At 71.9% G+C, this 25,921-nt stretch carries 25 protein-coding genes and 1 pseudogene; 7 read left to right on the plus strand and 19 right to left on the minus strand.

Going from position 1 to position 25,921, the window contains the following annotated elements; translation table 11 throughout:
- Nucleotides 1–24: 24 nt before the first annotated feature.
- From TCUR_RS17865 to TCUR_RS17880, 4 genes are all read right to left on the minus strand, one after another.
- Nucleotides 25–411, minus strand: a complete 387-nt coding sequence (locus TCUR_RS17865; RefSeq protein ID WP_012853945.1) for a hypothetical protein — start codon at nucleotides 409–411, stop codon at nucleotides 25–27.
- A 274-nt stretch (nucleotides 412–685) separates the two neighbouring features.
- Nucleotides 686–1,663, minus strand: a complete 978-nt coding sequence (locus TCUR_RS17870; protein ID WP_041440005.1) for a hypothetical protein — start codon at nucleotides 1,661–1,663, stop codon at nucleotides 686–688.
- A 145-nt stretch (nucleotides 1,664–1,808) separates the two neighbouring features.
- Complete coding sequence (locus tag TCUR_RS17875; RefSeq protein WP_012853947.1) at nucleotides 1,809–2,771, minus strand: hypothetical protein; 963 nt, start codon at nucleotides 2,769–2,771, stop codon at nucleotides 1,809–1,811.
- Between the two features lie 160 nt (nucleotides 2,772–2,931).
- Nucleotides 2,932–4,221, minus strand: a complete 1,290-nt coding sequence (locus tag TCUR_RS17880; protein WP_012853948.1) for a helix-turn-helix domain-containing protein — start codon at nucleotides 4,219–4,221, stop codon at nucleotides 2,932–2,934.
- A gap of 222 nt (nucleotides 4,222–4,443) precedes the next feature.
- Here TCUR_RS17880 and TCUR_RS17885 point away from each other — a divergent pair, with 222 nt between their 5' ends.
- Complete coding sequence (locus TCUR_RS17885) at nucleotides 4,444–4,770, plus strand: hypothetical protein (RefSeq protein ID WP_012853949.1); 327 nt, start codon at nucleotides 4,444–4,446, stop codon at nucleotides 4,768–4,770.
- 89 nt (nucleotides 4,771–4,859) lie between these two features.
- Nucleotides 4,860–5,243, plus strand: coding sequence for an ATP-binding protein (locus TCUR_RS17890; RefSeq protein WP_245536890.1), 384 nt, complete (start codon nucleotides 4,860–4,862; stop codon nucleotides 5,241–5,243).
- Between the two features lie 287 nt (nucleotides 5,244–5,530).
- Here TCUR_RS17890 and TCUR_RS17895 read toward each other — a convergent pair whose 3' ends face one another.
- The 9 genes and pseudogenes from TCUR_RS17895 to egtA form a co-directional block, all read right to left on the minus strand.
- Nucleotides 5,531–6,442: an ABC transporter substrate-binding protein gene (locus TCUR_RS17895; RefSeq protein WP_012853951.1), complete on the minus strand. Its 912-nt coding sequence runs from the start codon at nucleotides 6,440–6,442 to the stop codon at nucleotides 5,531–5,533.
- Nucleotides 6,443–6,486: 44 nt separating this feature from the next.
- Nucleotides 6,487–7,176, minus strand: a complete 690-nt coding sequence (locus TCUR_RS17900) for an ABC transporter permease (RefSeq protein ID WP_012853952.1) — start codon at nucleotides 7,174–7,176, stop codon at nucleotides 6,487–6,489.
- The gene (locus TCUR_RS17905) at nucleotides 7,173–7,901 is read right to left on the minus strand and encodes an ABC transporter permease (RefSeq protein ID WP_012853953.1); all 729 of its coding nucleotides are present in this window, start codon (nucleotides 7,899–7,901) and stop codon (nucleotides 7,173–7,175) included. The genes TCUR_RS17900 and TCUR_RS17905 overlap by 4 nt, the downstream gene beginning before the upstream one ends.
- Nucleotides 7,902–8,029: 128 nt before the next feature.
- A pseudogene (locus tag TCUR_RS17910) lies at nucleotides 8,030–8,776 on the minus strand (ABC transporter ATP-binding protein); the annotation flags it as partial.
- Nucleotides 8,777–8,944: 168 nt separating this feature from the next.
- On the minus strand, nucleotides 8,945–9,952 hold the full coding sequence (locus tag TCUR_RS17915) for a LacI family DNA-binding transcriptional regulator (protein ID WP_012853955.1): 1,008 nt from the start codon (nucleotides 9,950–9,952) through the stop codon (nucleotides 8,945–8,947).
- A gap of 53 nt (nucleotides 9,953–10,005) precedes the next feature.
- A complete protein-coding gene (gene egtD / locus TCUR_RS17920) occupies nucleotides 10,006–10,962 on the minus strand; it encodes an L-histidine N(alpha)-methyltransferase (protein ID WP_012853956.1) in 957 nt (318 codons plus the stop codon).
- A gap of 33 nt (nucleotides 10,963–10,995) precedes the next feature.
- Nucleotides 10,996–11,727, minus strand: coding sequence for an ergothioneine biosynthesis protein EgtC (gene egtC / locus TCUR_RS17925; protein ID WP_012853957.1), 732 nt, complete (start codon nucleotides 11,725–11,727; stop codon nucleotides 10,996–10,998).
- Nucleotides 11,727–13,055, minus strand: coding sequence for an ergothioneine biosynthesis protein EgtB (gene egtB / locus TCUR_RS17930; protein WP_012853958.1), 1,329 nt, complete (start codon nucleotides 13,053–13,055; stop codon nucleotides 11,727–11,729). Before egtB ends, egtC begins: the two co-directional genes overlap by 1 nt.
- An 11-nt stretch (nucleotides 13,056–13,066) precedes the next feature.
- Nucleotides 13,067–14,266 carry an ergothioneine biosynthesis glutamate--cysteine ligase EgtA gene (gene egtA / locus TCUR_RS17935; protein WP_012853959.1) on the minus strand — a complete coding sequence of 400 codons (1,200 nt, stop codon included), beginning with the start codon at nucleotides 14,264–14,266 and terminating at the stop codon, nucleotides 13,067–13,069.
- Between the two features lie 226 nt (nucleotides 14,267–14,492).
- Here egtA and TCUR_RS17940 point away from each other — a divergent pair, with 226 nt between their 5' ends.
- Entirely contained in the window at nucleotides 14,493–15,785 is a 1,293-nt protein-coding gene (locus TCUR_RS17940) for a sigma factor-like helix-turn-helix DNA-binding protein (protein ID WP_012853960.1), read from the plus strand.
- A gap of 348 nt (nucleotides 15,786–16,133) precedes the next feature.
- Here TCUR_RS17940 and TCUR_RS17945 read toward each other — a convergent pair whose 3' ends face one another.
- Both TCUR_RS17945 and TCUR_RS17950 read right to left on the minus strand, forming a co-directional pair.
- Nucleotides 16,134–17,306 carry an acyl-CoA dehydrogenase family protein gene (locus tag TCUR_RS17945; RefSeq protein ID WP_012853961.1) on the minus strand — a complete coding sequence of 391 codons (1,173 nt, stop codon included), beginning with the start codon at nucleotides 17,304–17,306 and terminating at the stop codon, nucleotides 16,134–16,136.
- 10 nt (nucleotides 17,307–17,316) lie between these two features.
- Entirely contained in the window at nucleotides 17,317–18,423 is a 1,107-nt protein-coding gene (locus tag TCUR_RS17950; protein ID WP_012853962.1) for an acyl-CoA dehydrogenase family protein, read from the minus strand.
- A 276-nt stretch (nucleotides 18,424–18,699) separates the two neighbouring features.
- Between TCUR_RS17950 and TCUR_RS17955 the strand changes: the two genes are divergently transcribed.
- Nucleotides 18,700–19,299 (plus strand): TetR family transcriptional regulator, encoded by a 600-nt coding sequence (locus TCUR_RS17955; RefSeq protein WP_012853963.1) that lies wholly within the window; start codon nucleotides 18,700–18,702, stop codon nucleotides 19,297–19,299.
- Between the two features lie 86 nt (nucleotides 19,300–19,385).
- On the plus strand, nucleotides 19,386–20,312 hold the full coding sequence (locus TCUR_RS17960; protein ID WP_012853964.1) for an SDR family oxidoreductase: 927 nt from the start codon (nucleotides 19,386–19,388) through the stop codon (nucleotides 20,310–20,312).
- Here the strand turns inward: TCUR_RS17960 and TCUR_RS17965 are convergent.
- Entirely contained in the window at nucleotides 20,303–21,265 is a 963-nt protein-coding gene (locus TCUR_RS17965; protein ID WP_012853965.1) for a helix-turn-helix transcriptional regulator, read from the minus strand. The two genes, TCUR_RS17960 and TCUR_RS17965, sit on opposite strands and share 10 nt — an antisense overlap.
- Nucleotides 21,266–21,498: 233 nt before the next feature.
- Here TCUR_RS17965 and TCUR_RS25095 point away from each other — a divergent pair, with 233 nt between their 5' ends.
- On the plus strand, nucleotides 21,499–22,155 hold the full coding sequence (locus tag TCUR_RS25095; protein WP_012853966.1) for a Uma2 family endonuclease: 657 nt from the start codon (nucleotides 21,499–21,501) through the stop codon (nucleotides 22,153–22,155).
- Nucleotides 22,156–22,343: 188 nt separating this feature from the next.
- The gene (locus tag TCUR_RS25100; RefSeq protein ID WP_012853967.1) at nucleotides 22,344–22,997 is read left to right on the plus strand and encodes a ComEA family DNA-binding protein; all 654 of its coding nucleotides are present in this window, start codon (nucleotides 22,344–22,346) and stop codon (nucleotides 22,995–22,997) included.
- A gap of 7 nt (nucleotides 22,998–23,004) precedes the next feature.
- Here TCUR_RS25100 and TCUR_RS17980 read toward each other — a convergent pair whose 3' ends face one another.
- From TCUR_RS17980 to TCUR_RS17990, 3 genes are read right to left on the minus strand one after another with little or no spacing between them, the layout of a single operon-like run.
- Nucleotides 23,005–23,943 (minus strand): NAD-dependent epimerase/dehydratase family protein, encoded by a 939-nt coding sequence (locus TCUR_RS17980; protein ID WP_012853968.1) that lies wholly within the window; start codon nucleotides 23,941–23,943, stop codon nucleotides 23,005–23,007.
- The gene (locus TCUR_RS17985; RefSeq protein WP_012853969.1) at nucleotides 23,940–25,109 is read right to left on the minus strand and encodes a cytochrome P450; all 1,170 of its coding nucleotides are present in this window, start codon (nucleotides 25,107–25,109) and stop codon (nucleotides 23,940–23,942) included. Before TCUR_RS17985 ends, TCUR_RS17980 begins: the two co-directional genes overlap by 4 nt.
- Nucleotides 25,106–25,858 (minus strand): glycosyltransferase family 2 protein, encoded by a 753-nt coding sequence (locus TCUR_RS17990; RefSeq protein ID WP_041440020.1) that lies wholly within the window; start codon nucleotides 25,856–25,858, stop codon nucleotides 25,106–25,108. The genes TCUR_RS17985 and TCUR_RS17990 overlap by 4 nt, the downstream gene beginning before the upstream one ends.
- Nucleotides 25,859–25,921 lie beyond the last annotated feature (63 nt).

Below are 25,921 nucleotides of genomic sequence, written 5' to 3' on the forward strand. Positions count from 1 at the left end.
TGATGGCGGTATGACCTGATGTGGTCAACACAAAGCGATCGCCTCATCGGCCAAGCCGGTCACGACGTGGTCGGGGCACCCGGACCACCGGGCCTGGTCGGCCTCGTAACCGCGTACCCACACTGACAGGTCGCGGTCGCCGGAGGCGTCCGCGGCACGGCGCGCGGAGGCCCAGGTGACACGTGCCGCCCGCCGATCACCGATGTCGTCCAGCTCAGCGGCCAGGCGACCGGAGAGCTCGGCGCTCACCCGCAGCAGCCGGGCGTGGATGGAAGGCTGGTTCTTGCGTTCCAGCAGCCGCCCCAGGGCGACGAGGTCGGCGGTGAGGTCCGGGATCAGGGCTCCCGTCCACCGCATAAGGCACACATGCCGGTATTCGTGGACAGTGCGTTCCCATCTGTCCACATCCATTTGGTCGATGGAATCCGGAGTGACACCGGAGAGAACCGTTTCAAGCGCGCCTGGAGGGATGGCGGCTCCCGCGCTGAGCGCGGCCAGCATCTGAAGGGCGGCTCGACGCCTCATGTCCGTCTCGTCCGTTCCGGGGAGGACTGGCTCCCCTAGTGCGGTCTGGTCGTTGCACTGTCGCTTCCTAAACCGGACGACAGTGGCCTGCGGGACGCCCCGCCGAGTCAAAGAGACCGAGCGAACTGCGGCTGAAAGTCGGATGCCGTGCTCGATCCGGTCAGGCCCTGACGGTCAGAGCGCGCAGGTCGCGGGCGGCGGGGAGTTTGCGGGCCTGCTCGGGCAAGGCTCCGAGGATGCGTTCGGCCAGGTGGTAGCGGGTGGTGCTGATCGGGCCTTCCTGGAGGACGGTGAGGGCCTGCTCGAGTCCTTCGTTGATCTCGCGCTGCTGGACCAGGTCGAGGGCCTGGATGAGGCGGAGGTTGGCGACGGGGGTCATGGTGCCGGGCGGGTAGAGGGCCAACGCCTGCTCCAGGGCGGATGAGGCCCGGCCGTCGCCGAGGAAGGTGTAGGCGTAAGCCTCGTTCCAACGAAGGAAGTACTCGGGAAACGCCTCGGGCGCACGGTCGGTCACCTCGGCCATATTCTGGAGCGCCTCGAACGCCACGTGCTCCTCGCCCCGTCTAGCCGCTAGGGAAGCACGTGCGGCATAGGCTCCTCCCAGTCCTCGGGACGGCTTCCCCCCGGACAGGGCGATCGCCTCATCGGCCAAGTCGATCACGAGGTGATCAGGGCATCCGGCCCAGCGGGCGTAGCTGGCCTCGACGCCGCGCACCCAGACCGACAGGTCTCGGTCGCCTGAGGCATCCGCGGCGCGGCGCGCGGAGGCCCAGGCGACACGTGCCGCCCGCCGGTCCCCGATGTCGTCCAGCTCAGCGGCCAGACGACCGGAGAGCTCGGCGCTCACCCGCAGCAGCCGGGCGTGGATGGAAGGCGGGTTCTTGCGTTCCAGCAGCCGCCCCAGGGCGACGAGGTCGGCGGTGAGGTCCGGGATCAAAGCTCCCGTCCACCGCATAAGAGACACATGCCGGTATTCGTGGACAGTTTGCTCCCATCTGTCCACGTCCATCTGATCGACGAGGTCCGGAGCAGCACCGGAGAGAACCATTTCCAGAGCGCCCGGCGGGATGGCGGCCCCGGCGCTGAGCGCGGCCAGCATCTGGAGGGCGGCGCGACGTTTCATGTCCGTCTCGTCCATTCCGGGGAGGACTGGCTCCCCTAGTGCGGTCTGGTCGTTGCACTGTCGCTTCCTAAACCGGACGACAGTGGCCTGCGGGACGCCCCGCCGAGTCAAAGAGACCGAGCGAACTGCGGCTGAAAGTCGGATGCCGTGCTCGATCCGGTCAGGCCCTGACGGTCAGAGCGCGCAGGTCGCGGGCGGCGGGGAGTTTGCGGGCCTGTTCGGGCAAGGCTCCGAGGATGCGTTCGGCCAGGTGGTAGCGGGTGGTGCTGATCGGGCCTTCCTGGAGGACGGTGAGGGCCTGCTCGAGTCCTTCGTTGATCTCGCGCTGCTGGACCAGGTCGAGGGCCTGGATGAGGCGGAGGTTGGCAACAGGGGTCATGGTGCCGGGCGGGTAAAGGGCCAGAGCTCGATCAAGTGAAGACGACGCCCGGCCATCACCGAGGAAGGTGTAGGCGTAAGCCTCGTTCCAGCGGAGGTGGTACTCGGGAAGCTCCTCAAGTACGCGGTCGGTTACCTCGGCCAGATTCTCCAGTGCGTCGAACGCCGCATGTTTATCACCCTGCCTGGCCGCTACGGAAGCGCGTGCGGCATAGGCTCGTCCCAGCCCTCGGGACGGCTTCCCTCCGGACAAAGCGATCGCCTCATCGGCCAAGCCGGTCACGACGTGGTCGGGGCACCCGGACCACCGGGCCTGGTCGGCCTCGTAACCGCGTACCCACACTGACAGGTCGCGGTCGCCGGAGGCATCCGCGGCACGGCGAGCGGAGGCCCAGGCGACACGTGCCGCCCGCCGGTCCCCGATGTCGTCCAGTTCGATGGCCAGACGACCGGAGAGCTCGGCGCTCACGCGCAACAGCCTGGTGTGAACGGAAGGCTGGTTCTTGCGTTCCAGCAGCCGCCCCAGGGCGACGAGGTCGGCGGTGAGGTCCGGGATCAGGGCTCCCGTCCACCGCATAAGGCACACATGCCGGTATTCGTGGACAGTGCGTTCCCATCTGTCCACATCCATTTGGTCGATGGAATCCGGAGTGACACCGGAGAGAACCGTTTCAAGCGCGCCTGGAGGGATGGCGGCTCCCGCGCTGAGGGCGGCCAGCATCTGAAGGGCGGCTCGACGCTTCATGTCCGTCTCGTCCGTTCCGGGGAGGACTGGCTCCCCTAGTGCGGTCTGGTCGTTGCACTGTCGCTTCCTAAACCGGACGACAGTGGCCTGCGGGACGCCCCGCCGAGTCAAAGAGACCGAGCGAACTGCGGCTGAGAGTCGGATGCCGTGCTCGATCCGGTCAGGCTTTGACGGTCAGGGCGCGCAGGTCGCGGGCGGCGGGGAGCTTGTGGGCCTGCTCGGGGAGGGCCTGGAGGATGCGGCCGGCGAGATGATGGCGGGTGGTGCTGATCGAGCCCGACTGGAGAACGGTGAGGGCCTGCTCGAGTCCTTCGTCGATCTCGCGCTGCTGGACCAGGTCGAGGGCCTGGATGAGGCGGAGGTTGGCGACGGGGGTCATGGTGCCGGGCGGGTAAAGGGCCAGAGCTCGATCAAGTGAAGACGACGCCCGGCCGTCGCCGAGGAAGGTGTAGGCGTAAGCCTCGTTCCAGCGAAGGAAGTACTCGGGAAACGCCTCGGGCGCACGGTCGGTCACCTCGGCCATATTCTGGAGCGCCTCGATTGCCGCGTGCTTGTCACCCCGCCTGGCTGCTATAGAGGCGCACGCGGCATAGGCTCCTCCCAGTCCTCGGGACGGCTTCCCCCCGGACAGGGCGATCGCCTCATCGGCCAAGTCGATCACGAGGTGATCAGGGCATCCGGCCCAGCGGGCCTGGTCGGCCTCGTAACCGCGTACCCACACTGACAGGTCGCGGTCGCCCGAGGCATCCGCGGCACGGCGAGCGGAGGCCCAGGCGACACGCGCCGCCCGCCGGTCCCCGATGTCGTCCAGCTCAGCGGCCAGACGACCGGAGAGCTCGGCGCTCACGCGCAACAGCCTGGTGTGAACGGAAGGCGGGTTCTTGCGTTCCAGCAGCTTCCCTACGGCGACGATGTCGGCGGTGAGGTCCGGGATCAGGGCTCCCGTCCACCGCATAAGGCACACATGCCTGTATTCGTGGACAGTGCGTTCCCATCTGTCCACATCCATTTGGTCGATGGAATCCGGAGTGACACCGGAGAGAACCGTTTCAAGCGCACCTGGAGGGATGGCGGCTCCCGCGCTGAGCGCGGCCAGCATCTGAAGGGCGGCTCGACGCTTCATGTCCGTCTCGTCCGTTCCTGCGGCTTCCGTGTCTTCCACGGTAACCCGCTCACGGGCGCGTAGCTCTTCCAATTCGGTGACAGCGGCGTACAGGGCGGCGATCTGCCGTCCGGCCTGCAGTGCCTCGTCCAGGTCGGCGACGCGGTGGGCGGGCACGGGGATCTCTCCGCGCTCCCATTTGGAGACCTGGGAGACGTCGATGTAGATCATTTTCGCCAGCTCGGTCAGGCTGATCTTGCGCACCTCCTGGCGCCAATGCCGGATGGTGGCGCCGATCAGGTGGTGCAGGCTCTCCTCGGGATCGACGGGCTGCGGGGGTCGGGGCATGGCGGCTCCTGTTCTAGGCGTTTTTGGGGACGCCGGTCTTCCAAATCAAATGGCTCCCGCGCAGTTGCGCGCTCGGGCTCAATAGAACACCACGGCGGTGCGTCAGGCCAGCCGATCGCACAATTTCGATGACGGAAAGTGACAGGGCCTGTCGAGGGCGCGGGAATGCGAAAGCGACCGGACGCCCCGGGGCCTGCTTTCGACCGGAAAGGAGCCGGACCTGTGAACTACCTCCCGAATACCGTTCCGCCCGGAAGAAAGGCGGGGCGGCGGCGGACCGAGACGGCCGTGGCGGTGGCGCGGGTGCGGCTGCTGGCGGATCTGGCGCTGGCGCTGGTGGAGCGGGGACGGTCCTCGCGGATGCTGGTGGAGGCCGGCGGCGAGGCCGTTTTGACCGTCCCCACCGGCGGGGAGCCGATCGGGGTCGTGGTGATCCGCGACCAGGCGGGATGGGCGTACCTGTGGGGCGGGACGCAGCGCTACCCGGCTGGGGTCGGGCTGCCGGGGCTGCGGCGCGCGGCGGCGGCGCTGACGGGATGCGGCCGGTGACGCGGGCGCGCACACCGGCGCCGCGCACCGGGCCGCCCGCTTTGAAAACGGCCTGTTTCCCGCCGGAGAACTCCCCGCCGGACGCGAAGGTGAACGTTCGTGAAATCCGGGCGCACCTGCGGCGGGAATTGGCCGGAACGGGAGTGGACCCGGCCGATGCGGACCTGATGGCCGCCGAGATCGCCACCAACGCGATACTGCACACCGCCAGCGGGCGTCCGGGCGGGCGGGTGTGGCTGACGGTGATCGTCTCCCCCGAACGGGCACGCATCGAGATCACCGACCAGGGCGGAACCCCCAAAGAGCCGCAAATCCCCCACTCGGCTTCGCTGAACGGCCGCGGCCTGCTGATCGTTCAGGAATTAGCGGACCGCTGGGGATGGACCCGGGACGCCTCAGGCCGCACCACCGTGTGGTTCGAACTTCCCCGCACCGGCGAGACGCCCCCGCGAAACAGCCGGACGAGCATATGAAATCCTCACGCCGGCAATCATTACCAGGAGCCGTATTCGTCACCGTTTTCAGGAGAGCGGCCGCCGATCCGGATCTTTCGAATCGGCTCCGCATCCGCACCGGCGGCCGTGTCCGCACCGTCCGGCTCAGCACACCCACCGGGCCGATCGAGCGAGTGCATCCGCGGCAATGGAGGGGTACGCCTGCTCCTCGTCGCACGGATTTCGGCGGCGGGGACGGTGCCTTCCCGGGCCGGACCTGGCGGGAGGCGGCGCCGAGGCCGCCTCCCGCTCTCCCGGGAGCAGGGTCAGCGCAGGCCCTGCTTTTGCAGCCACTGCTCGGCGACGTCCTCAGGGTCGAGTTTCTGGTCGGACATCTGGCCGTTCATGGCGATCAGGTCGGCGGTGGTGAGCTTGGCCGACACCGCGTTGAGGGCGTCGCGGGCGGTCTGGTCCACCTTGGGCCTGTAGATCAGGGGGACGACGTTCTGGGCGCCGAAGACGTTCTCGGGGTCCTCCAGGACCACGAAGCCGTTCTTGGTGATCGCCGGGTCGGTGGTGAACAGGTTGGCGACCTGGACCTGGCCGCCGGCCAGGTTGGAGACGGTGATGGGGCCGCCGGTGTCCAGCGACTTGAACTGCTTGAACTTCAGGCCGTAGACCTCCTCCAGGCCGACCAGGCCCTGCCGGCGGGTCTTGAACTCCGGCGGGCCGCCGATGATCATCTCGCCGGCCACGTCTTTCAGGTCGGCGATGGTCTTCAGGCCGTGCTCGCGGGCGGTGGCGGCGGTCACCACCAGGGAGTCCTTGTTCTCGGCCCGTGAGGTGGTGAGGATCTCCAGTTCGGCCGGGAGCTTGGCCTTCAGGGCGGCGTCCACCTCCTGGGTGGTGGCGGCCGGGTCGTTCTTGTCCACCCTGGCCAGCAGCGCCCCGTTGTACTCGGGGAACACGTGGATGGCGCCGGAGGCGACCTGGCCGTAGTAGACCTCGCGGGCGCCGATTTTGAACTTGCGCTCGACCTTGACGCCCTTGGCCTCCAGGGCCTGGGCGTAGATCTCGCCGAGCAGCTCGCTTTCGGGGAAGTCGGCCGAGCCGACGACCAGAGTCTGCGCCGCGCCGCCCCGGTCGCCGTCCAGCGGGTTGTCGTCACCGCCGCCGCAGGCGGTGAGGGCGAGGGCGGCGGCCAGGGCCACCAGCGCGCCCCGTGCTCTTCGGATCATGGTTGTTTCCTTCCTGCGGACTGTTCGGGGGGATCTGCGGGCGGTCACGGGCGGCCCCGGACGCCGGGTGAGACGACCAGGCGGGACACCCCCGCGAACACGAACTGGACGGCCACCGCCAGCGCGATCACCAAGATCGCGCCGCCGGCCATGGAGGCGTACTCCTGCCGGGCGTAGCCGTCGACGATGTAGCGGCCCAGCCCGCCGAGCCCGACGTAGGCCGCGATGGTGGCGGTGGAGACGATCTGGATCATGGCGGTGCGCATGCCCAGCAGGATCAGCGGCAGCGCCACCGGAAGCTCCACCTGCAGCAGCACCTGCCGCCCGCGCATGCCCATGCCCTCGGCGGCGTCCCGCAGCCGCGGCTCGACCTGCCGCACCCCGGTGTAGGCGTTGACCAGGACGGGCGGGACGGCCAGCGCCACCAGCGGGACCAAGATGGGCACCAGGTCGCCGCCGGAGGTGAGGATCACCGCCAGGACCAGCAGGCCCAGCGTGGGCAGCGCACGGGCGGCGTTGGCCGAGGCGGTCACCAGCAGCCCGACCAGCGCGGCCGCCCGGCCCCGCCGCACATGGCCCAGCACCAGCCCGGCGGGCAGCGCGATCAGCACGGTGATGGCGAAGCCCAGCAGGGAGTACCACAGGTGCTCCAGCACGCGGGTGGGGATGCCGTCGGGGCCGCTCCACTGCTCGGGCTGGGTGAACCACTCCCGCACACCGAGGATGGCGTTCACCGCTCACCCCCGCCGGTGACGAGCGGCCGCCGCGGCTCCTTGGGGGCGGCGGCCCGGCCTCCGGTGCGTTCCCAGGGGGTCAGCAGGCGCTGAAGCAGCAGCAACAGCAGGTCCGCCGCCAGCGCCAAAGCGATGGTCAGCGCGATGCCCACGATGATCGGGGTGGGGAAGTCGCGTTTGAGGCCGGTGACGAACAGCTCCCCCAGCCCGCCGATGCCGATCAGCGAGCCCACGCTGACCAGGCTGATGTTGGAGACGGCGGCCACCCGCAGCCCGGCCATCACCACCGGCACCGCCAGCGGCAGCTCCACCTGCACCAGGCGGCGCACCGGGCCGAACCCCATGGCCTCGGCCGCCTGCCGGACGTGGTCGGGCACCGAGCGCAGCCCGTCCACCACCCCCGGTACCAGCACCGACAGGGTGTAGGCGGCCAGCGGGATGATCACGGTGGCGTAGGTCAGCCCGGTGAAGGCGACCAGCACCACGAACAACGCGATGGCCGGCACCGCGTACAGCACGCTGGTGGCGGCCAGCACCGGCGGGTAGAGCCGGCGCCACCGGGCGCAGGCGATCCCCAGCGGCAGCGCGACCGCCAGCCCGATCGCCACCGGCACCAGCGACAAGATCAGATGCTCGGTGAGCGCCTCGGCGATGTCATCGTCCCAGTTCCGCCCGATCCACTCCCAGCGGATCAGCGGCTCTCCCGCTGCGAGCACCGGCGCCATCGACGCTCTCACCGCTTCGCCGCCATCTCACCGCCGGCTCCCCCGCTTTCCCCGGACGCCCCAGGCCGCTCTGCGCCGCCGGCCGCACCCGGCCCGCGTGCGGCGGCCTCCTCGGCGTCCAGTTCGTGGAAGAAGCGCAGGCGGCGGATGCCGCGGGGGCCGCCGAGGAAGTCGGCCACGAAGTCGTCGGCGGGGCTCGCCAGGAGTTCTTCGGGGGTGCAGTACTGGGCCAGGCGGCCGCCTTCGGCGAAGACCGCGATGCGGTGGCCGAGGCGGACGGCCTCGTCGATGTCGTGGGTGACGAAGACGATGGTCTTGTGCAGCTCGGACTGCAGGCGCAGCAGCTCCTGCTGCAGCCCGGCCCGCACGATCGGGTCGACGGCGCTGAACGGCTCGTCCATCAGCATGATCGGCGGGTCGGCGGCCAGGGCGCGGGCCACCCCCACCCGCTGCTGCTGCCCGCCGGACAGCTGGGCGGGGTAGCGGTCGGCCAGGGCGCGGTCCAGCCCCACCCGGTCCATCAGCTCGCGGGCCCGGCGGCGGGCCTGTCTCTTGTCGTGGCCCAGCAGGAACGGCACGGTGGCGATGTTGTCGACGACGGTGCGGTGCGGGAACAGGCCGCCCTGCTGGATCACATAGCCGATGCCGCGCCGCAGGGCCGGCGGGTCGATGCCGCGCACGTCCCGGCCGTCGATGGCGACGGTGCCGCAGGTGGGCTCCACCATCCGGTTGATCATGCGCAGGGTGGTGGTCTTGCCGCAGCCGGACGGGCCGACCAGCACGGTGATCCGGCCGGTGGGGATCTGCAGGTCCAGCGAGTCGACGGCCACGGTGCCGTCGGGGTACCGCTTGGTGACTCCCTCGAAGGTGATCAAACGCGCTCACGTCCTTGCGGCCACCGGCAACGCCGGTCGTCGGTCCGGTCCTTGCGATCGGTCGGGCGGATACGGGGGGTGGCCGTGTGCCGCCGGACGCGCTCGACTCTCACCATAATGATCACTTTTGTTTCCCAATGGACGGATTTCAGTCGCCCCCGCGCGCCGTCATACCGGGGCCGGGCCGGTGGAGCGGCGGACGCGCAGGGTGGGGGCGCGGACGATGCGGCGGTGCGGCGGGTCGCCGTCGATGGCCTCCACCATCACCTGCACGGCCGCGCGGACGATGCCGTCGATGTCCCAGTCCACGCTGGTCAGCGGCGGGGTGAGCAGCACCGACATCGGGTGGTCGTCATAGCCGCAGACCGACACCTCCTCGGGCACGGCCAAGCGCAGCTCGCGGGCGGCGGCGTAGACGCCGTAGGCGATGGAGTCGGTGAAGCAGAACAGCGCGGTCGGACGGGCGGGGGCGCTGAGCACCTCCAGCGCCACCCGGCGGGCGGCGTGCCAGGACTGCGGCGCGGTGACCACGGTGACCTGCAGGCCCAGCCGGTCGGCCTCGGCGTTGACGTGCAGGTCGGCCGGGCGGTCGGGGGTGGTGGCGCGGGTGGGGGTCAGCACGGCGATCCGGCGGTGGCCCAGGCCGTGCAGGTGCTCCAGGGCCATGGTGACGCCGGAGCGGTTGTCGAAGACCACCTCCGCCCGGGAGCGCCCGCCGTGCAGGGCGTCGCCGATCGACACCACCGGCAGCGTCTCGCCCAGCTCGGCCCACAGCGGGGCCGAGGGGTCCAGCGGCTGCACCAGCAGCCCGTCCACCCGCTGGTCGCGCAGCCGCCGGGCCAGCGCCAGCTCCCGGGCCGGGTCGCCGGCGGCGTCCAGGATCAGCGCATAGCGGTCGCAGCCCACCAGGGCCCGGCCGATGCCGACCGCCAGCGACTGCTGCCAGTAGTCCTCCAGCGAGCCGCACAATAGCCCGACCATGCCGGTGCGGCCGCTGGCCAGCGCCCGGGCGATCGGGTGCGCCTCATAGCCCAGGGCCGCGGCGGCGGCCCGCACCCGCTGCTGGGTCTGCGGGGAGGTCTGGATGCCGCGCAGCGCGTAGGAGACGGCCGCAGGCGACAGCCCGGTCGCCTGCGCCACTTCGCGGATCGTGGCCCGTTTGCGGTTGTGCGGCACGGCCCGACCCTACGTTTCCCCACCGACATTTCCACGATCTGCGCCCCGGCGCCTCAGGCGGGGCGGGCCAGCGACAGGGAGAAATCGCCGTGCTCGTCGGTCCATAGTGCCTCCAGGGCGAGACCGGCCGCGTTCAGTTCGGCCTCCAGACGTTCGGGACGGAATTTGGCGGAGATCTCGGTGCGCATCTGCTCGCCCGCGGCGAACTCCACGGTCAGCTCCAGGCCGCCGATCCGGACGGTCTGGGCGTCGCGGGCGCGCAACCGCATCTCGATCCACTCGTTGCGGGGGTCCCACAGGGCGATGTGGTCGAACGCCTCGGGGACGAAGTCGGCCTCCAGCCGCCGGTTGATGACGTGCAGCACGTTGCGGTTGAACTCGGCGGTGACGCCGCGGGCGTCGGCGTAGGCGCGCACCAGCCGGCCGGTGTCCTTGACCAGGTCGGCGCCGAGCAGCAGGGCGTCGCGGTCGTCCATGGTGGCGCGCAGGGCCGACAGGAAGGACGAGCGTTCGGCCGGGGGGAAGTTGCCGATCGTGCCGCCCAGGAAGACCAGCAGGCGGGGCGGCCCGGTCGGCAGCAGGTGCAGGTGCTGCTCGTAGTCGGCCACCACCGGGCGCACCGTCAGGTGGGGGTGGTCGCGGGCGATCCGGCCGGCCGCGGCGGCCAGGAAGTCGCCGCTGACGTCCACCGGGACGTAGTCGCGCAGCGTGCCCTCCGCCGAGAGGGCCGCCAGCAGCAGCCGGGTCTTCTCCCCCGACCCGGCGCCCAGTTCCAGCAGGGTGCGGGCGCCGGTGGCGGCGGCGATCTCCCGGGCGTGCTCGAGCAGGATCTGCCGTTCCCGGCGGGTGGGGTAGTACTCGTCCAGTTCGGTGATCTCTTCGAAGAGCGCGCTGCCGCGTTCGTCGTAGAACCATTTGGGCGGCAGGGTCTTGGGGTGGGCCGTCAGCCCCTCCCAGACGTCCTGGCGCAGCGCCTTGTCCAGGTCGTCGGCGGTCAGGAAGCGTTCCATCGGTTCCTCCTCGTCTCTGTCGCGGGGGCAAGGTCACAACGGTGTGATCTGAACGCCGGCGCGGTCGGCGACGACCAGGGACCGGTCGGGGACCGGCGTCCAGGCGGCGTCGTCGTCGAGGGGTTCGGAGGAGATCAGCACCCGGCCGGGGGCGGCGTGCACGAACAGCGAATCCCCCCAGGTGGTGGCGGCCAGCGCGGTCCCGTCGGCGGCCAGCAGGTTGTAGCGGCCGGGGGCCAGGGCGGTCACGGCGGCCACCGTGGCGGCCAGCCCGTCGGCCAGCGCGGCGCCTTCGGCCCAGTGCCGGGCGGCCACCGCCAGCAGCAGCGCCGAGTCCACCGGGGCCCGGGCGTCCGGCACGGCCGCCAGGTCCCCGGCCAGTTCCCGCAGCTTGGGCTCCACCTGGTCGAAGTCCTCGACCCTGCCGTTGTGGCTGAACAGGTGCGCACCGGTGCGGAAGGGCTGGGCGCAGGACTCCTCCACCGGGAAGGCGGTGGTGGCCGAGCGGACGGCGGCCACCGCGCAGGAGGCGGTCACCGCGCCGGAGATCTCGCGGAAGGACCGGTCGGTCCAGATCGGCTGGGCCCGCCGGAACCGCACCGGCCGGCCGCGGTGGAACCAGCCGACGCCGAACCCGTCGGCGTTCAGCAGGTTGCCCCGGGTCATCCGCGGCGCGTACGACTGGACCTCCAGCGAGTGCGGACCTTCGAAGATCAGCGACTCCAGCGTCCGGGGCGGGCCCAGGTAGCCCAGGTGGCGGCACATCAGCGGGCGGCGTCGCGGGCGCAGCGGAAACCGGTGAAGATCTGCCGGCGGATCGGAAAGTCCCAGTTGCGGAACGTCCCCCGCACGGCCAGCGGGTGGGTGGCCCAGGAGCCGCCGCGCAGCACCTTGTACTCCGGCCCGAAGAAGACCTGGGAGTACTCCTTATAAGGAAAGGCGCGAAAGCCCGGGTAGCCGGTGAAATCGGAGGAGGTCCACTCCCACACGTCCCCGAGCATTTGCTGCACCCCGTAGGCGGAGGCGCCCTGCGGATAGGAGCCGACCGGGGCGGGACGCAGCCGCCGCTGGCCCAGATTGGCCCGGCCCTCCTCGTAGACGTCGCCCCAGGGGAAGCGGCGGGAGCGCTGGGCGGCGGGGTCCCAGCGGGCGGCCTTCTCCCATTCGGCCTCACTGGGCAGGCGTTTGCCGGCCCAGCGGGCATAGGCGTCGGCCTCGTACCAGCTGACGTGCTGCACCGGCTCGTCCATCGGGACGGGTTCGATGCGGCCGAAGCGGCGGCGCAGCCACTGGCCGCCTTCGCGCCGCCAAAAGCCCGGCGCGGTGCGGTTGTGCCGCGAGCGCCACCGCCAGCCTTCCGGGTGCCACCAGCGCGGGTCCTCGTAGCCGCCGGCCTCCATGAAGGCCAGGTAGGCGCGGTTGGTGACCGGATAGGTGTCGATGTAGTAGGCGGGCAGGTCCACGATGTGGGCGGGGCGTTCGTTGTCGTAGGCCCACGGTTCGTCGCTGGTGCCCATCTCGAACGGCCCGGCCTCGATGAGCACCTCCGGTTCCGCCGCCGCGCCGCCGGGAGCCGGTGGGGGCTCGCCCGCATCGAGCAGGGCGGGGGCGCCCTTGCGGAGCTGGTGGGTGGCCAGCATGGTCTCGTCGTGCTGGTGCTCGTGCTGGACGACCATGCCGTAGACGAACCCGCCGGCGGTCAGCGGGTCGTCCTCGCGCAGCGGCACCTTCGCCAGCGAGTCCAGCACCTTGGCGCGCACCGTGGCGATGTAGGCGCGGGCCTCGTCGGGGGGCAGCAGCGGCAGCGACGGGCGCTCGGCGCGCGGGTGCTCGAAGGCGTTGTAGAGGTGGTCGATCTCCGGGCGCATCGGCTCGGCGCCCGCCGCCGCCCGCAGCAGCCACAGCTCCTCGTAGTTGCCGACATGGGCCAGGTCCCACACCAGCGGGGACATCAGCGGGGAGACCTGGGCGGTCAGCTCACCGGGCGGCAGCGCCTCGGTGGTCAGCCCCAGGCTGCGGCGGCGCACGGCCTCCAGCTCGGCGGCGATCAGTTCCTTCAGGTCGTCTTCGTCAACGGTCGTCAAGGCGGCCACGGCGGCTCCTTTCAGACGGCGGGATCGGCCGGGTCGTCGGCCGGGCAGCGGCCCCGCTCGACGTAGCGGCGGGCGTAGTCGGCCACCAGCGGCACCAGTTCGGCGGCGCCCAGCCGGGGCAGCGCCTGCAGCGCGGCGGCGAAGCAGCGGCGGGCGGCCAGGGCCAGCGCCGGGTCGGTCAGCGCGTGGCGGGCGGCCGCGCCCCAGCGTCCGGCCACCGGGCGGGCGGCGTCCTCGGCGATGCGGCCGGCCTGCGGGTCGTCCAGCAGCGCGGTGGCGACGGCGACCGGGACCGGCCAGTACCGCAGCGGCAGCGCGTCGATCATGCGCAGTTCCAGCCAGCCGCGCGGGCGCACCGGCGGGAACAGCGTGGACAGGTGGTAGGCGAAGTCGTCCAGGCAGGGTTCGCCTTTGTCCATCCACTCGCCGAAGGTCATGCCGGGGGCGCCGGTCCAGCCGTCGGAGGTTCCCGGGCGGGGGCGGGTCAGCATGACGGGGGCGTCGATGGCGTAGCGGGTCCAGGCCCGGCAGGGGTCGGCCGGGCCGGTGCCCGCCTCCAGGACGGGGCGGGTGCGGCAGGGGTCGAGCGCGGCCCAGATGGCCTGCCGGGTGGAGCGCAATCCGGTGCGGCGCCCGGCGCGCAGCGGGGAGTTGGCGAACGCGGCCACCAGCACCGGGCCGAGGGCGTGCGCCAGGCGCCAGCGGCGCAGCGCGTCGGCGGGGTCGGCGCCGATGTCCAGGCAGACCTGGACGGAGGCGGTGCTGCACATCATGGTCGCCCCGGTCTCCCGGTAGCCGCCGCCGGCGAAGTAGTCGTACATGCAGCGGTAGCGGGGGTGGGCGGCCTGCAGGCGGGGGCGGCGCAGCGGGTCCACGCCCCGGCCGACCAGGTCCAGTCCGTCGGCGGCGAGCCGGGCGCGCACGCTCGCCAGGTCTTGGGACAGCGCCTCATGCAGGTCCGCCAGCCCGTCGCACACCCGGGAGCTGAGTTCCAGCTGGCCGCCCGGCTCGTAGGTGATGACGCTGCGGCCCGGCAGCGGGCCGCCGGCCTCTGCGGCCGCGCGCACCCGTTCCAGGGGGACGTGCGCGGCCGGATCGGCGGGGTCGATCACCAGCCACTCGGTCTCGGCGCCGACTTTCCCGGGCGGGCCGGTTTTGAAGCAGACCCCGCGGGTGTGCTCATAAAGATCTTGGACGGTCAGCCGGCTCATCTCGCGTCCCCTCTTTCGGGTGAACGGTCACGAGACTTCCCAACTGAACCGCATCAATAATCCACGTATCGCCGGAAATCCCCGTAAATAGGGTGTCCAGGTGCATGGTTGCGCCACACGACTATGCAGATGCCACCAGGTGCGCTATGGTCCGGACTCCACCGGTATGACCAGTAATTTCCTTCCGTCGCGTCCTGCGCCGGTCTCCCAACGGGAGCGAGGTCACATGTCGGGGACTCCGGAGGCCCTCTACGACGCACACGCCGCACGCATCTACGCCTACTGCTGGGCGCTGGTAGGGGACGGTGCCGATGCGGCGACGCGCGACACGTTCGTGGCGGCGATGCAGCACCCGCCGCACGGGGACGCCGTGCTGTGGATGTACGCGCTCGCCCGGTCGGTCTGCCTGGAGCACGGCGCGCTGAGCGGGGCCTTCTCCCCAGGCGGCGCCGCAAGGCGGGCCGGGCGGTTCCCCGACCCGCTGCTGCGCGCCGCGGCGCGGCTGCGGGCCGACCACCGGGAGGTGCTGCTGCTGTCGGCCGGCCAGTGGCTGGACGAACCCGACATCGCCGTGGTGCTGGGCGTGGCCCCCGACACGGTCCGCCAGCTGCTGCACACCGCCCGCGTCCGGCTGGAGCGCGCGGTGGTGGACCTGCTGATGCGCGAGCCCGGCTCCCCCTACGACCAGGAGATCATCACCGCCTTCGAACGCGGCATGCTGCCCCGCCTGCTGGCCCGCCGGGCGCCGGAGCGGCCGCCGGCGGCGCTGCGCGAGCAGGTGCTGCGGGCCTGCGCCGCCGAGCTGGAGCGGCCGCTGTCGACCATGGCGGCGCCCTCTCCGCTGGTGACGATCGGCCCGGTCACCACCCGGCGGCACACCCTGGCCCGGCAGGCCAAGGGCGCGGGCGCCATCGCCGCCCTGGCCGCCTCGGCCGCCGCCGCGGTCGGGCTGCTGGCCTCCTGGACGGGCAGCGGCGGCGGGGACGGCCTGTCGGCTCTGGCGCCGCCTCTGGGTCAGGGCGGCGGGCCGTCGTCGGCCGGTTCGCCCTCCCCGGACTCCCCGGGCTCCGCCAAGGGCTCCGGCGGGGGCGGCCGCAGTCCGCAGACCTCGAGGACGGACCCCTACTACGTGACGCAGCCGCCGAGCCGTCCGGCGCCGCCCCCGGGCATCCCCGGCCTGCCCGGCAGCCCGACCCCGGCCCCGAGCCCGGACCCGGCGCCCGACGGGGAGTCCCCCGCGCCGAGGGACCCGGGCTCCCCCAAGCCCACGCCGGACCCGTCGGCCCCCTCGCCGAATCCACGGCCCTCCGATCCGCCGAGCCCGCAGCCCAGCGACCCGCCGGCCCCCGACCCCACCGACCCGCCGAGCCCGCAGCCCAGCGACCCGCCGGAGCCGGCGCCGACCGACCCGGCCGATCCCACCGACCCGCCGGAGCCGGCGCCGACCGCTCCCACCGACCCGAGCGACGCGCCGTCCCCCGACACGTCGCCGTCACCGGCCCCGTCCCAGGACTCCTGACCGATCCGGTGCCGCTCAGCAGGGCGGCACCGGGCACGGGGGCCGTTCCGCCGCACGGCAGGCCGCGCCATGCTCCGGCGCAGCCCGCCCGGGTGAGCGGGCCGTGGAGGTACCGCGCCATCTCATGGCAGGCCGCATCACAGGCGGCGCACCCCCTCGCAGGGGACGGCCGTGCGGAGGGGCGCGATGGGCTCCGCCGTTCGCGCGATGAGCGGCGTCAGCCGCAAGACGGCCGGTGACCCCTGCTGCGGCGCCGGGAGGTCACCGGCCCGTGATGGATCTTGGGACCGGCCCCGGGGCAGGGCGTCCGGCGGCGTCGCCCACCCCGGGGCCGGAGAAAAGGGGAGGTCAGCGGGGGGCCCGGGGCAGGCCCAGGCCGAGCATGGCGATGATCTCCCGCTGGATCTCGTTGACGCCGCCGCCGAAGGTGAGCACCAGCGCGCCCTTGACCGCGCGGTCGACCTTGGCGATGAGGTCGGCGGTGGCCGGATCGCCGGGGTCGCCGTGGCGGGCCAGCGTCTCACCGATGATGCGGCCCACCTCCATCATCTGCTCCGAGCCGTAGATCTTGGTGGCCGAGGCGCCGGGGGCGCTCAGCCAGCCCAGATCCGCCTCGGCCGCCACCTGCCAGTTGAGCAGCTCGTTGACGCGCAGGCGGGCGTGCACCCGGGCCAGGGCGCGGCGCACCTCGGGACGTTCGATCAACGGGCGGCCGTCGGCGCCGGCGGTGGTGCGGGCCCAGTGGACGAACCGGTCGCGCAGGCGGCCGATGTTGCCGGCCGGGCCGAGCGTCACCCGTTCGTGGTTGAGCTGGTTGACGATCAGGTCCCAGCCTTTGTTCTCCTCGCCGATCAGCATGTCGGCCGGCACCTTGACGTCCTGGTAGTAGGTGGCGTTGGTGTGGTGCTGGCCGTCCATGGTGATGATCGGCGTCCAGGAGAAGCCGGGGTCGCGGCAGTCGACGATCAGGATGGAGATGCCGCGGTGCCGCTCGGCCTGCGGGTCGGTGCGGGCGGCCAGCCAGATGTAGTCGGCGGTCTGCGCCCCCGAGGTGAAGATCTTCTGCCCGTTGACCACGTAGTGGTCGCCGTCGCGGACCGCGGTGGTGCGCAGCGCGGCCAGGTCGGTGCCGGCGCCCGGCTCGCTGTAGCCGATGGCGAAGTGGCACTCCCCCCGGACGATCTTCGGCAGGAAGAACTCCTTTTGCTCCTCGGTGCCGTACTGCAGGATCGTCGGCGCCACCGTGTTGAGCGTGATCAGCGGGTAGGGCACCTCGGCCCGGGTGATCTCGTTGACGAAGATCTGCTGTTCGAGCGGGCCGAAGCCGCGCCCGCCGTACTCCTTGGGCAGCCCGACGCCGAGCATCCCGGCGGCGCCGAGCCGCTTGCAGTGCTCGATGTAGGCGGGCCCGAACGGGTCGGCGGCGATGGCGGCGCGCTGCTCGTCGGTCAGGCAGGTGCGAAAGTACTCGCGCAGCTCGGCGCGCAGCCGCTGCTGCTGGTCGGTCAGGTCGATGAACACCCGGCGGCTCCTAGCTGCTTGCGGCGACGGCGTCGCCGATGGCGTCCAGTTGGGCCTCGGCCCCACCGAGGAGGTGGGCGTAGTGCTTGCCCCAGGCGAAGTACCGGTGCAGCGGGTAGGTGATGTCCAGCCCGATGCCGCCGTGCAGGTGCTGGCAGGTGTAGAGCGCCTTGAGCACCGGGTCGCAGGCGTTGTAGGCGGCCACGGACAGGATCTCTTCAGCGTCGGGAAGGCCGGCGGCCAGCCGCCACACGCCCGCCCACATCGCCACATCCAGCGCCCGCGCGGCGATGTAGACGTCGGCGACCTGCATGGTGACCGCCTGGAACTGGGCCAGCGCGCGGCCGAACTGCTCGCGGGTCTTGACGTAGTCGGTGGTGATCTTCAACGCGCCGGCGATGACCCCGGAGACGGTCGCCACGGCCCCGGCGATCGCCGAGCTTTGCAGCGTCCGCCAGGCCGCGCCGTCGGCCGTCCCGCCGAGCAGGGCGTCGGAGCCCACCCGCACCCCGCCCAGCGCCAGGCGCGACATCGGCTCGCCGGTGGCCGCCGGGTGCCTGCTGAGCTCGACGGCGCCCGGCTCGACCAGGAACACCCCGACGTCGGCGCCGTCCACCCGGGCGGGCACCAGGATGCAGGCGGCCTGCTCGGCATAGGGGACGAAGGTCTTGACGCCCTCCAGCACGTAGCCGTCGCCGTCGCGGCGGGCGGTCGCGGTGACCTGCCCGATGGGGCCCGCCTCGCGCCAGGCGCCGGTGAGCACGGTCTCGGCGTCGGCCAGGCGGGACAGCAGCGCGCGCTGGTCAGGCGTGCCGTGCGCGGCAATGGGGACGGCGGCCAGCGCCAGCGAGGCGTAGGCGGGGACGGGTGCGACGTGGGCGCCGACCTCCCGCAGGATCACCGCCATCTCGACCGGTCCCTGCCCGGCCCCGCCCGTCTCCTCCGGCAGGCAGGCCCCCAGCAGCCCGGCCTGGCCCATCGCCTTCCAGATCCCCGCCTCAAACGGGGCGTCCCCGGCGTCGTGGGCGTCCAGCCGCGCGGTGGACGCCTCGCGCCCCAGCAGGTCGGCGGCCAGGTCCCGCAGTTCCCGCTGGGTGGGGTCGAGATTGAAATCCACTCCGGTGCTCCCCTCCGCCGTCAGCGGCCCTCGGAGCGGCAAACTAGAACAGATTCTAGTCTGTGTCCAGAGGCACACCCATCGTCCCTTCCCTGCTGTTTTTCACCGGTGCCGGGGACTGTTCGCGCTTCCGCCGGGCGGCCGAAGCGGGCCTGGGGGAAGAGACGTAGATAACACGTTCTCGCGAGCCTGTAGGCTTGTCCCGAAGCGACAGCAGTTCCTCCCATCCCCCACCCCACCCCCTCGCGGAGGACGACCACGCAGAAGGAGCCCTCAGTGACGGCAGAGCCGATGACGGCGACCGGCGGGCGGCAGCCGGTGCGGACCCGCAGCCAGGCCGAGCGCCGCAGGAAGATCGTCAAAACGGCGGCCGCGCTGGCCTCCCGGGGCGGGGTCGAGGCGATGCAGATGCGCACGGTGGCCGAGCGCGCCGGAGTCGCCCTCGGCACCCTGTACCGCTACTTCCCGTCCAAGATGGACCTGGTCGTCGCGGTGGTGGACGAGGAGCTGGACCTGCTGCAAAACAGCATCAGCCGCCGCCCGCCGCACGGGGCGACCCCCGCCGAGCGGGCGATGGAGGTGCTGACCCGGGCCACCCGGGGGCTGATGCGCGAGCCGGAACTGACCGAGGCGCTGATCCGCGCGCTGATGCTCACCGAGATCCCGGTCGGCTTCGGCGACCGGATGACCCGGATGCTGCTGCACGCGGCCACCGGCGAGGAGGAGATCTCGGTCCAGGACCCGCGCTGGGCGCTGGGCCGCGCGCTGGCCAGCGCCTGGGTCATGGAGATGATCGAACTGCTGCGCGGCCGCTCCAACCCCGAGGAGATCCACAACCGGCTGGAGACCGCCGCCGCCCGCCTGATCGACTTCTAAGGCCCGCTTCGGCATCTCACCCGGCGCGAAGAACTCGCGCGAAAACCAGACACTGGGTGTCAGGTTTCGGTGGAAGCGTCGTGTCCATGAAGGACACGCTGAACGGAAAGCTGAACGGAAAGGTCGCGCTGGTCGCCGGGGCGACGCGGGGCGCGGGCCGGGGCATCGCCGTGCAGCTGGGCGCCGCCGGGGCCACCGTCTATGCGACCGGGCGGAGCACCCGCGAGCGCCGCTCGGAGATCGGCCGTCCGGAGACCATCGAAGAGACCGCCGAGCTGGTCACCGCCGCCGGCGGGCAGGGCATCGCGGTGCCGTGCGACCACCTGGACCCCGCACAGGTGCGCGCCCTCATCGACCGCATCGAGCGCGAGCAGGGCCGGCTGGACGTGCTGGTCAACGACATCTTCGGCGGCGACCACCTGACCGAGTGGGACACCCCGGTCTGGGAGCACTCCCTGGAGAACGGGCTGCGGGTGCTGCGGCTGGCCATCGACACCCACATCATCACCAGCCACTTCGCCCTGCCGCTGCTGCTGCGCCGCCCCGGCGGGCTGGTGGTGGAGATCGGCGACGGCACCACCGAGTACAACGACACCCACTACCGGGTCTCGCTGTTTTACGACCTGTCCAAGGTCGCGGTGAACCGCATGGCGTTCGCGCTGGCCAAGGAGATCGGCCCGCGCGGGGCGACGGCGGTGGCGCTGACCCCCGGGTGGCTGCGCTCGGAGCTCATGCTCGACTCCTACGGCGTCACCGAGGACAACTGGCGGGACGCGCTGGTCAAGGAGCCCCACTTTGCGATCTCCGAGACCCCCGCCTTCGTGGGGCGGGCGGTGGTCGCGCTGGCGGCCGATCCCGAGGTGGCGCGCTGGAACGGCCAGTCGCTGTCCAGCGGGCAGCTCGCCCGGGTCTATGGGTTCACCGACGTGGACGGCAGCCGCCCGGACGCCTGGCGTTACGCCAAGGAGGTCCAGGACGCCGGCAAGCCCGCCGACGTCACCGGCTACCGGTAGAGCGCGGCGTGCCGGCGGGCGGCCTCGGCCATGCGTTCGCGCAGCTCGGGAGGGTCGAGCACCTCCACCTCGGGGCCGAGCCGCAGCAGCTGGGTGTAGGCCACGTCCAGGGACTCGACGGGCAGCCGGGTGGTGATCCGCCCCTGCCCGTCGGGTTCACCGGCCGCCTCCAGCGCCCGCCGGGCGGCCGGGGCCTCGACCGCGTGCCGCAGCGCCCGCGCCCCCTCCCGGCTCAGCCTGATGGTGACGGTGCCGGTCAGCAGCGTCTCCACGAACTGCGCGGCCCGCTCGGCCCAGAAGGCCTTCAGGTCGAACGTCTCGTCCCGGACGAACGACTCCCCGGTGGGCTCCACGGCGGTCACCCGGCCCACCCGGTAGGTGCGCAGGTCCTCCCCGACCCGGGCCACCAGGTACCACACGCCGCCTTTGAGGACCAGGCCGTAAGGGTCGGCCCGGCGCGTCACCTCCCGGTCGCGCCGGTAGCGCAGCACCACCGTCTCGTCCCGCCAGACCGCCCTGGCCAGCGCCGCCAGCATGGGCGGCGGCCCGGCGTCGTCGAACCACCCGGCCACATCCAGGTGGAAGCGCTGCCCGGTGCGGGCCGGGGCGTCCTGCAGCGAGGGCGGCAGCGCCGCCAGCACCTTCAGCCGCGCGGCGGCCACCGCCTCGGCCAGCCCCATGTCCTCGGCCGGCCCGGGCAGCCCGGCCAGAAACAGCGCCTCGGCCTCGGTGCGGCTCAGCCCGGTCAGCCGCGTCCGGTACCCGTCCACCAGCCGGTAGCCGCCGCGCCGGCCCTGCTCGGCGTACACCGGGACGCCCGCCTCCGACAGCGCCAGCACGTCCCGGTAGACGGTCCGCTCGGAGACCTCCAGCTCCCGCGCCAGTTCCCGGGCCGTCATCGTCCCCCGCGCCTGCAGCAACAGCACCAACGACACCAGCCTGGACGCCCGCACCCGCCCATTCTCCCCCGATTCGACACCGGGACGCGGCCGGCAAAGCACCCTCACCCCTGAGCGAGGAGCCTTAAACCATAAACCACCGAAATTTCCATATTTCATGATTTGACATATCAAAACTTCCGCCCCAATCCGCGAAATCACTCAGTGAATTCACCGTTCCCGGTACGCTTGCGGCAGATGTTCCCTACGATGATCCGGAGCAGATCGTGAGGGAGAGGTCGCCCAAAGTGAGCATCGCCACCGTCAGCGAACACCAAGTCGTGCTGCCCGACACGGCCTACGCCATGTGGCAGCGCGGCGAGCTTCGTGACTTTCTGAGCCTCCCCCATGATCACACCAGGCTTGAAATCATCGGAGGAAAGATCGTCGTGTCGCCAGCCCCCCGCGCCGGGCACGGCCGAATCGTCAGAGGGATCTATAACGCGTTCAGGGACGCCCAAGTGGCCGACCGGCAGTTTCCGTGGGACTGCGCCCCGCTTCTCGACCTCAATATGACCGAGACCAGCGAAGGCTACTGTCCCGATCTCATGGTCATGCGGGCGGAGGTCCTCGCCGCTCTCGAAGACGCCGACGACAGGCACGCCCATCCCGACCACGTGGAAATGGTCGTGGAGGTCACCTCGCCCTCCAATGCGGGCAATGACCGGGAACCGGCAGAGCGCGACGCGGTCTCCAAGTGGAACGGTTACGCCCGGGCGGAGATCCCCTACTACCTGCTGATCGACCGGGACCCGAAGGCCCCGCTGATCACCCTGTACTCGATTCCGGACCCGGCCGTCGGCGCCTACCTGCACAAGGAGACCTGGGAGTTCGGCCAGACCATCGTCCTGGAGCACTTCGGCGTCGAGATCGACACCCGCGACTGGCGTCCCTGGAACGACTGACCTCCCACGGCCGCGACGTCCCCGCCGGGCGGCGACCTCCCCGCCAGATCCCCGTCATATCCGCTCATCCGCACACCTTGCGGGTAGATTCGAACCCAGACGGCCTCCCGCGCATCCAACTCATGAAGGCCGTTGGCCTGGCAGAGCCGGGGCCATCTCCGGGGATCGACGACGGGTGAGGGAAGCCCATGTCCGAATCGTCACAGCAGCCGTACCCGCCGCGCGACTCGTCCACCCCGCCGCCTCCTCCCCCACCGCCGGACCCTCCGGTGATCAACCTCCAGGTGCCGGTGAACGTGCACCATCACCACCACCTCACGCCCCCGCCGAACCCGCCGGCCGTGGTGCGCGACCCCACCTCCGTTCACCTGTTCCACTTCGCCGTGACGCTGCTGACCTGCGGGATGTGGCTGCCGGTGTGGGTCGTCCACGCGATCGTCATGGCCCTGCAGAAGTCGCAGCAGACGCTTCCCCCCGTGGGGCAGCCGCTGTCCCCCGAGCAGGCCAACCGGGCCGCCGTCGAGGAGGCCAAAGCGCGGGCGCGGCGCCGCCAGGAGGCGCGGGCGCTGGCCGCGCAGAACCCGATGATGGCGCGGGAGCTGCTCATCGGACGGCCCGACATCCCCGGCCGGCAGTACGACGACGGCGGGCTGATCGACGTCAACTCCGTCCCGGCCACGGAGCTGGCCCGGCTCGGCATCGACCCGCAGACCGCCCAGCGGATCGTCCAGCTGCGCGCGCAGACCGGCGGCTTCACCTCCGCCGAGGAGCTGGCCATGCTGGCCGACCTGCCGCCGCACCTGCTCCCCAACCTTCTGGAGTACGGCCTGTACCTGCGCTGAGCGCCGCTCACCAGGCGGCGGCGCCCGCCAGGCCGGTGGGGGCCGGGTCGTAGCCGAGGACCGTGCGGGCGGCGGTGATGTCGAGGGTGCGCTCCACCGCCAGATGGCTGAGGGCGTAACGGGTCAGGCGGGGCGGGCGGCGGCTTCCGGCGGCCAGGAAGGCGCCCTCGACGGCGCAGGCCAGCGGCCATGCGGCCGGCAGCGGCAGGTAGACCGGGCGGGCGCGGATGCCCCGCTCGGCCAGGATCTGCCGCAGGGCCTCATCGAGCACCACCGGTTCGGCGTCGGTGACGTTGAAGATCCCGGTGGTGACCGGGCCGGTGGCCGCCAGCAGGCAGGCCTGCACCAGGTTGCCGATCGAGGTGAGGCTGATGAGCTGCCGCCCGTCCCCGACGGCGGGCAGCACCGGGCCGCGCACCGCCGACAGGACGCGGGGCAGCAGGGTGGTGTCGCCGGGCCCGTAGACGGCGTGCGGGCGCAGGATGATCGCCGGGCGTTCGCGCATGGCGGCCAGCACCACGCGTTCGGCGGCGGCCTTGGAGGCGCCGTAACCGTTGAGGTAGCGGGTGACCGGCGCCTGCGATTCGCGCGCCCGCACGGTGGGACGGTGCGGGTCATAGACGCTGGCGGTGCTGACGTGGACGAACCGCGCCCCGGGAAAGGACGCCAGGACGTTCTTGGTGCCGATCCAGTTGACGCGGAAGAAATCGCCGATCGGCCCCCAGTCGGTGACGCTGCCGGCGCAGTGGATGACCGCGTCCACCCGCGGCGCGTCCGGGAGCGGGCCGGTGGTGATGTCCCAGGATCGGTAGCGGGCGCCGCCGATGTGCTCGGGCGGGGTGTGGGCGCGGCGGCCGTAGGCGAACGTCTGGACGCCGCGTTCGGCCAGGGCGCGGCAGACGGCGCCCCCGACGAAGCCCGAGGCCCCGGTCACTGCGATCTTCACGCCTGAGCCTTCCGGATGACGAAGGTGCGGTAGGTCGGGATGAGCACGCCGCGCGCCGCCCTGCGGCGGACGATGGTGATCGGCGCGGCCCGCAGCACGGTCCGGGCGACCGCGCGGGCCTCGGCCATGGCGAGCGGGTAGCCGATGCAAAAGTGCGGGCCGGCGCCGAACCACAGCCGGTTCAGCTCCGGGGGGTGGGGCCGGTCCAGGTCGAAGGGGCCGTGGGCGCGGCAGCAGTTGTGGGTGACGATCAGCACCCGGTCGCCGGGGCGCACCTTCACGCCGCCCACCGTCGCGGGGGCGTGGACGCTGCGCAGCATCACCGGGGTCGGGGTGGTCACCCGCAACGTCTCCTCCAGCGCCGTATCCAGCAGGGACGGGTCGGCGGCCACCCGCTCCAGCTCGCCGCAGTCGTGCAGCAGGGCGATCAGCCGCGGCACCAGCGTGGCCACCGTCTCGGTGCCGGTCAGGAAGAACGCCCCGGCGGCGCCGCGGGCCTCCTGTGGTGACAGGCCCAGCGCGCGCATCCGTCCCATGACGGTCTCCTCGTCGCCTGCGGCATAGGCCTTGGCGGCGATGTCGCCGAGCGGGTCGAGCACCCGCCGGGCGCGGGCCACCTGGGACGGCGACAGGCGGCGGGTGCGCAAAGTCACCATCGACACGACCCGCTCGCCCTGTTCGAACAGGTGCCGGTATTCGTCCTCGTCCCGGGTCTCCAGCCCGATGACGTGGCTGATCACCGCGCCGGCCAGCACCCGCATGGCGTCCACCAGGTCGACCGGGCGGCCCTGGTGGAGCCGTTCGGACAGCCGCGCCAGGGGCTCGGCCAGGACCTGCTCGCACAATCGCTCGGTGTAGGCGGGGGTGAACAGGTCCGCCAGTTTGCGGCGCAGCCTGCGGTGCGCCTCGCCCTCCATGTTGAGCAGCACGGACGGGCCGAGCACGGGGGTCCACAGGTCGCCGGGCGAGCCGGGGCCGTCCTTGCGGAAGGTGCGCCCGTCCAGCAGCACCCGGCGGGCCAGGGCGGCGTCGTTGATCACCACGCCCACTCCGGGCACCCGCACCGCCGGGCCGCACCGGGCCAGGACGCGCAGCAGCGGGTAGGCCAGGGGGTGGGCGGCCAGGTACAGCCGCCGCTCCCAGCGCCGTTCCGGTGCCGTGCTCATCGGACGTCCACGATCTGCGGGGTGTGGCGGTGGTCGGCGTACCAGGCGATGGTGCCGAGCAGCCCGTAGGCGCGCAACCGCCGCACCGAGCCGTAGACGACCATGTCTTTGCGCCTGCCGTAGGCGGTGGTGAGCCGGCGGACGCGGTTGTGCAGGGCGCGGTCTTCGTGGACGTCCTCGATGCGGGTGCGGGGGAATCCGCCCGCCTCCTGGTAGAGGGCGGCGGTGATGGCCACGTTGCAGCCCGGCATCATCAGGTACGGCCCCAGGTAGGCGGGGTCCCGGTTGCCGCTCCGGTACCGTCCGGCCAGCGCCCCCAGGTTCAGCACGGCCGGCAGCAGATGCCGCTCCCACCATTTGAGCGGGAACTCGTCGGTGCGGGGGCGCAGCGGGCCGCTGACCATCTGCAGCCCGTCGGCGAAGGCCCGTTTGATCGCCGCGATCCAGCCGGGGTGCGGCAGGCAGTCGGCGTCGGTGCGGGCCAGGTGCGTGGCCCCCTGGGCGATGGCGTACCGGAAGCCGGTGTCGGCGGCGGCCCCGGTGCCCTTGCGGGGCTCGCCGATCAGCCGCAGGTCCATCTCGGGGTGCTCGGCGGCGAATCTCTCCACGATCCCGGCGGTGGCGTCGGTGCTGCCGTTGTCGACCACGACCAGGCGGAAGTCCCGGTCGGTCTGCCCGGTCAGCCGTCGCAGCGTCGCCGCGATGGAGCGCTCTTCGTTATAGGCCGGCACGGCCACCCATAGATCCACCCGCGAAAATGTACAGATCACACCAAAACCACACATGGGTTGTGACACTTGGGACCGGCTCCG

It is taken from the genome of Thermomonospora curvata DSM 43183 (assembly GCF_000024385.1).
Taxonomy (GTDB): Bacteria; Actinomycetota; Actinomycetes; order Streptosporangiales; family Streptosporangiaceae; genus Thermomonospora; species Thermomonospora curvata.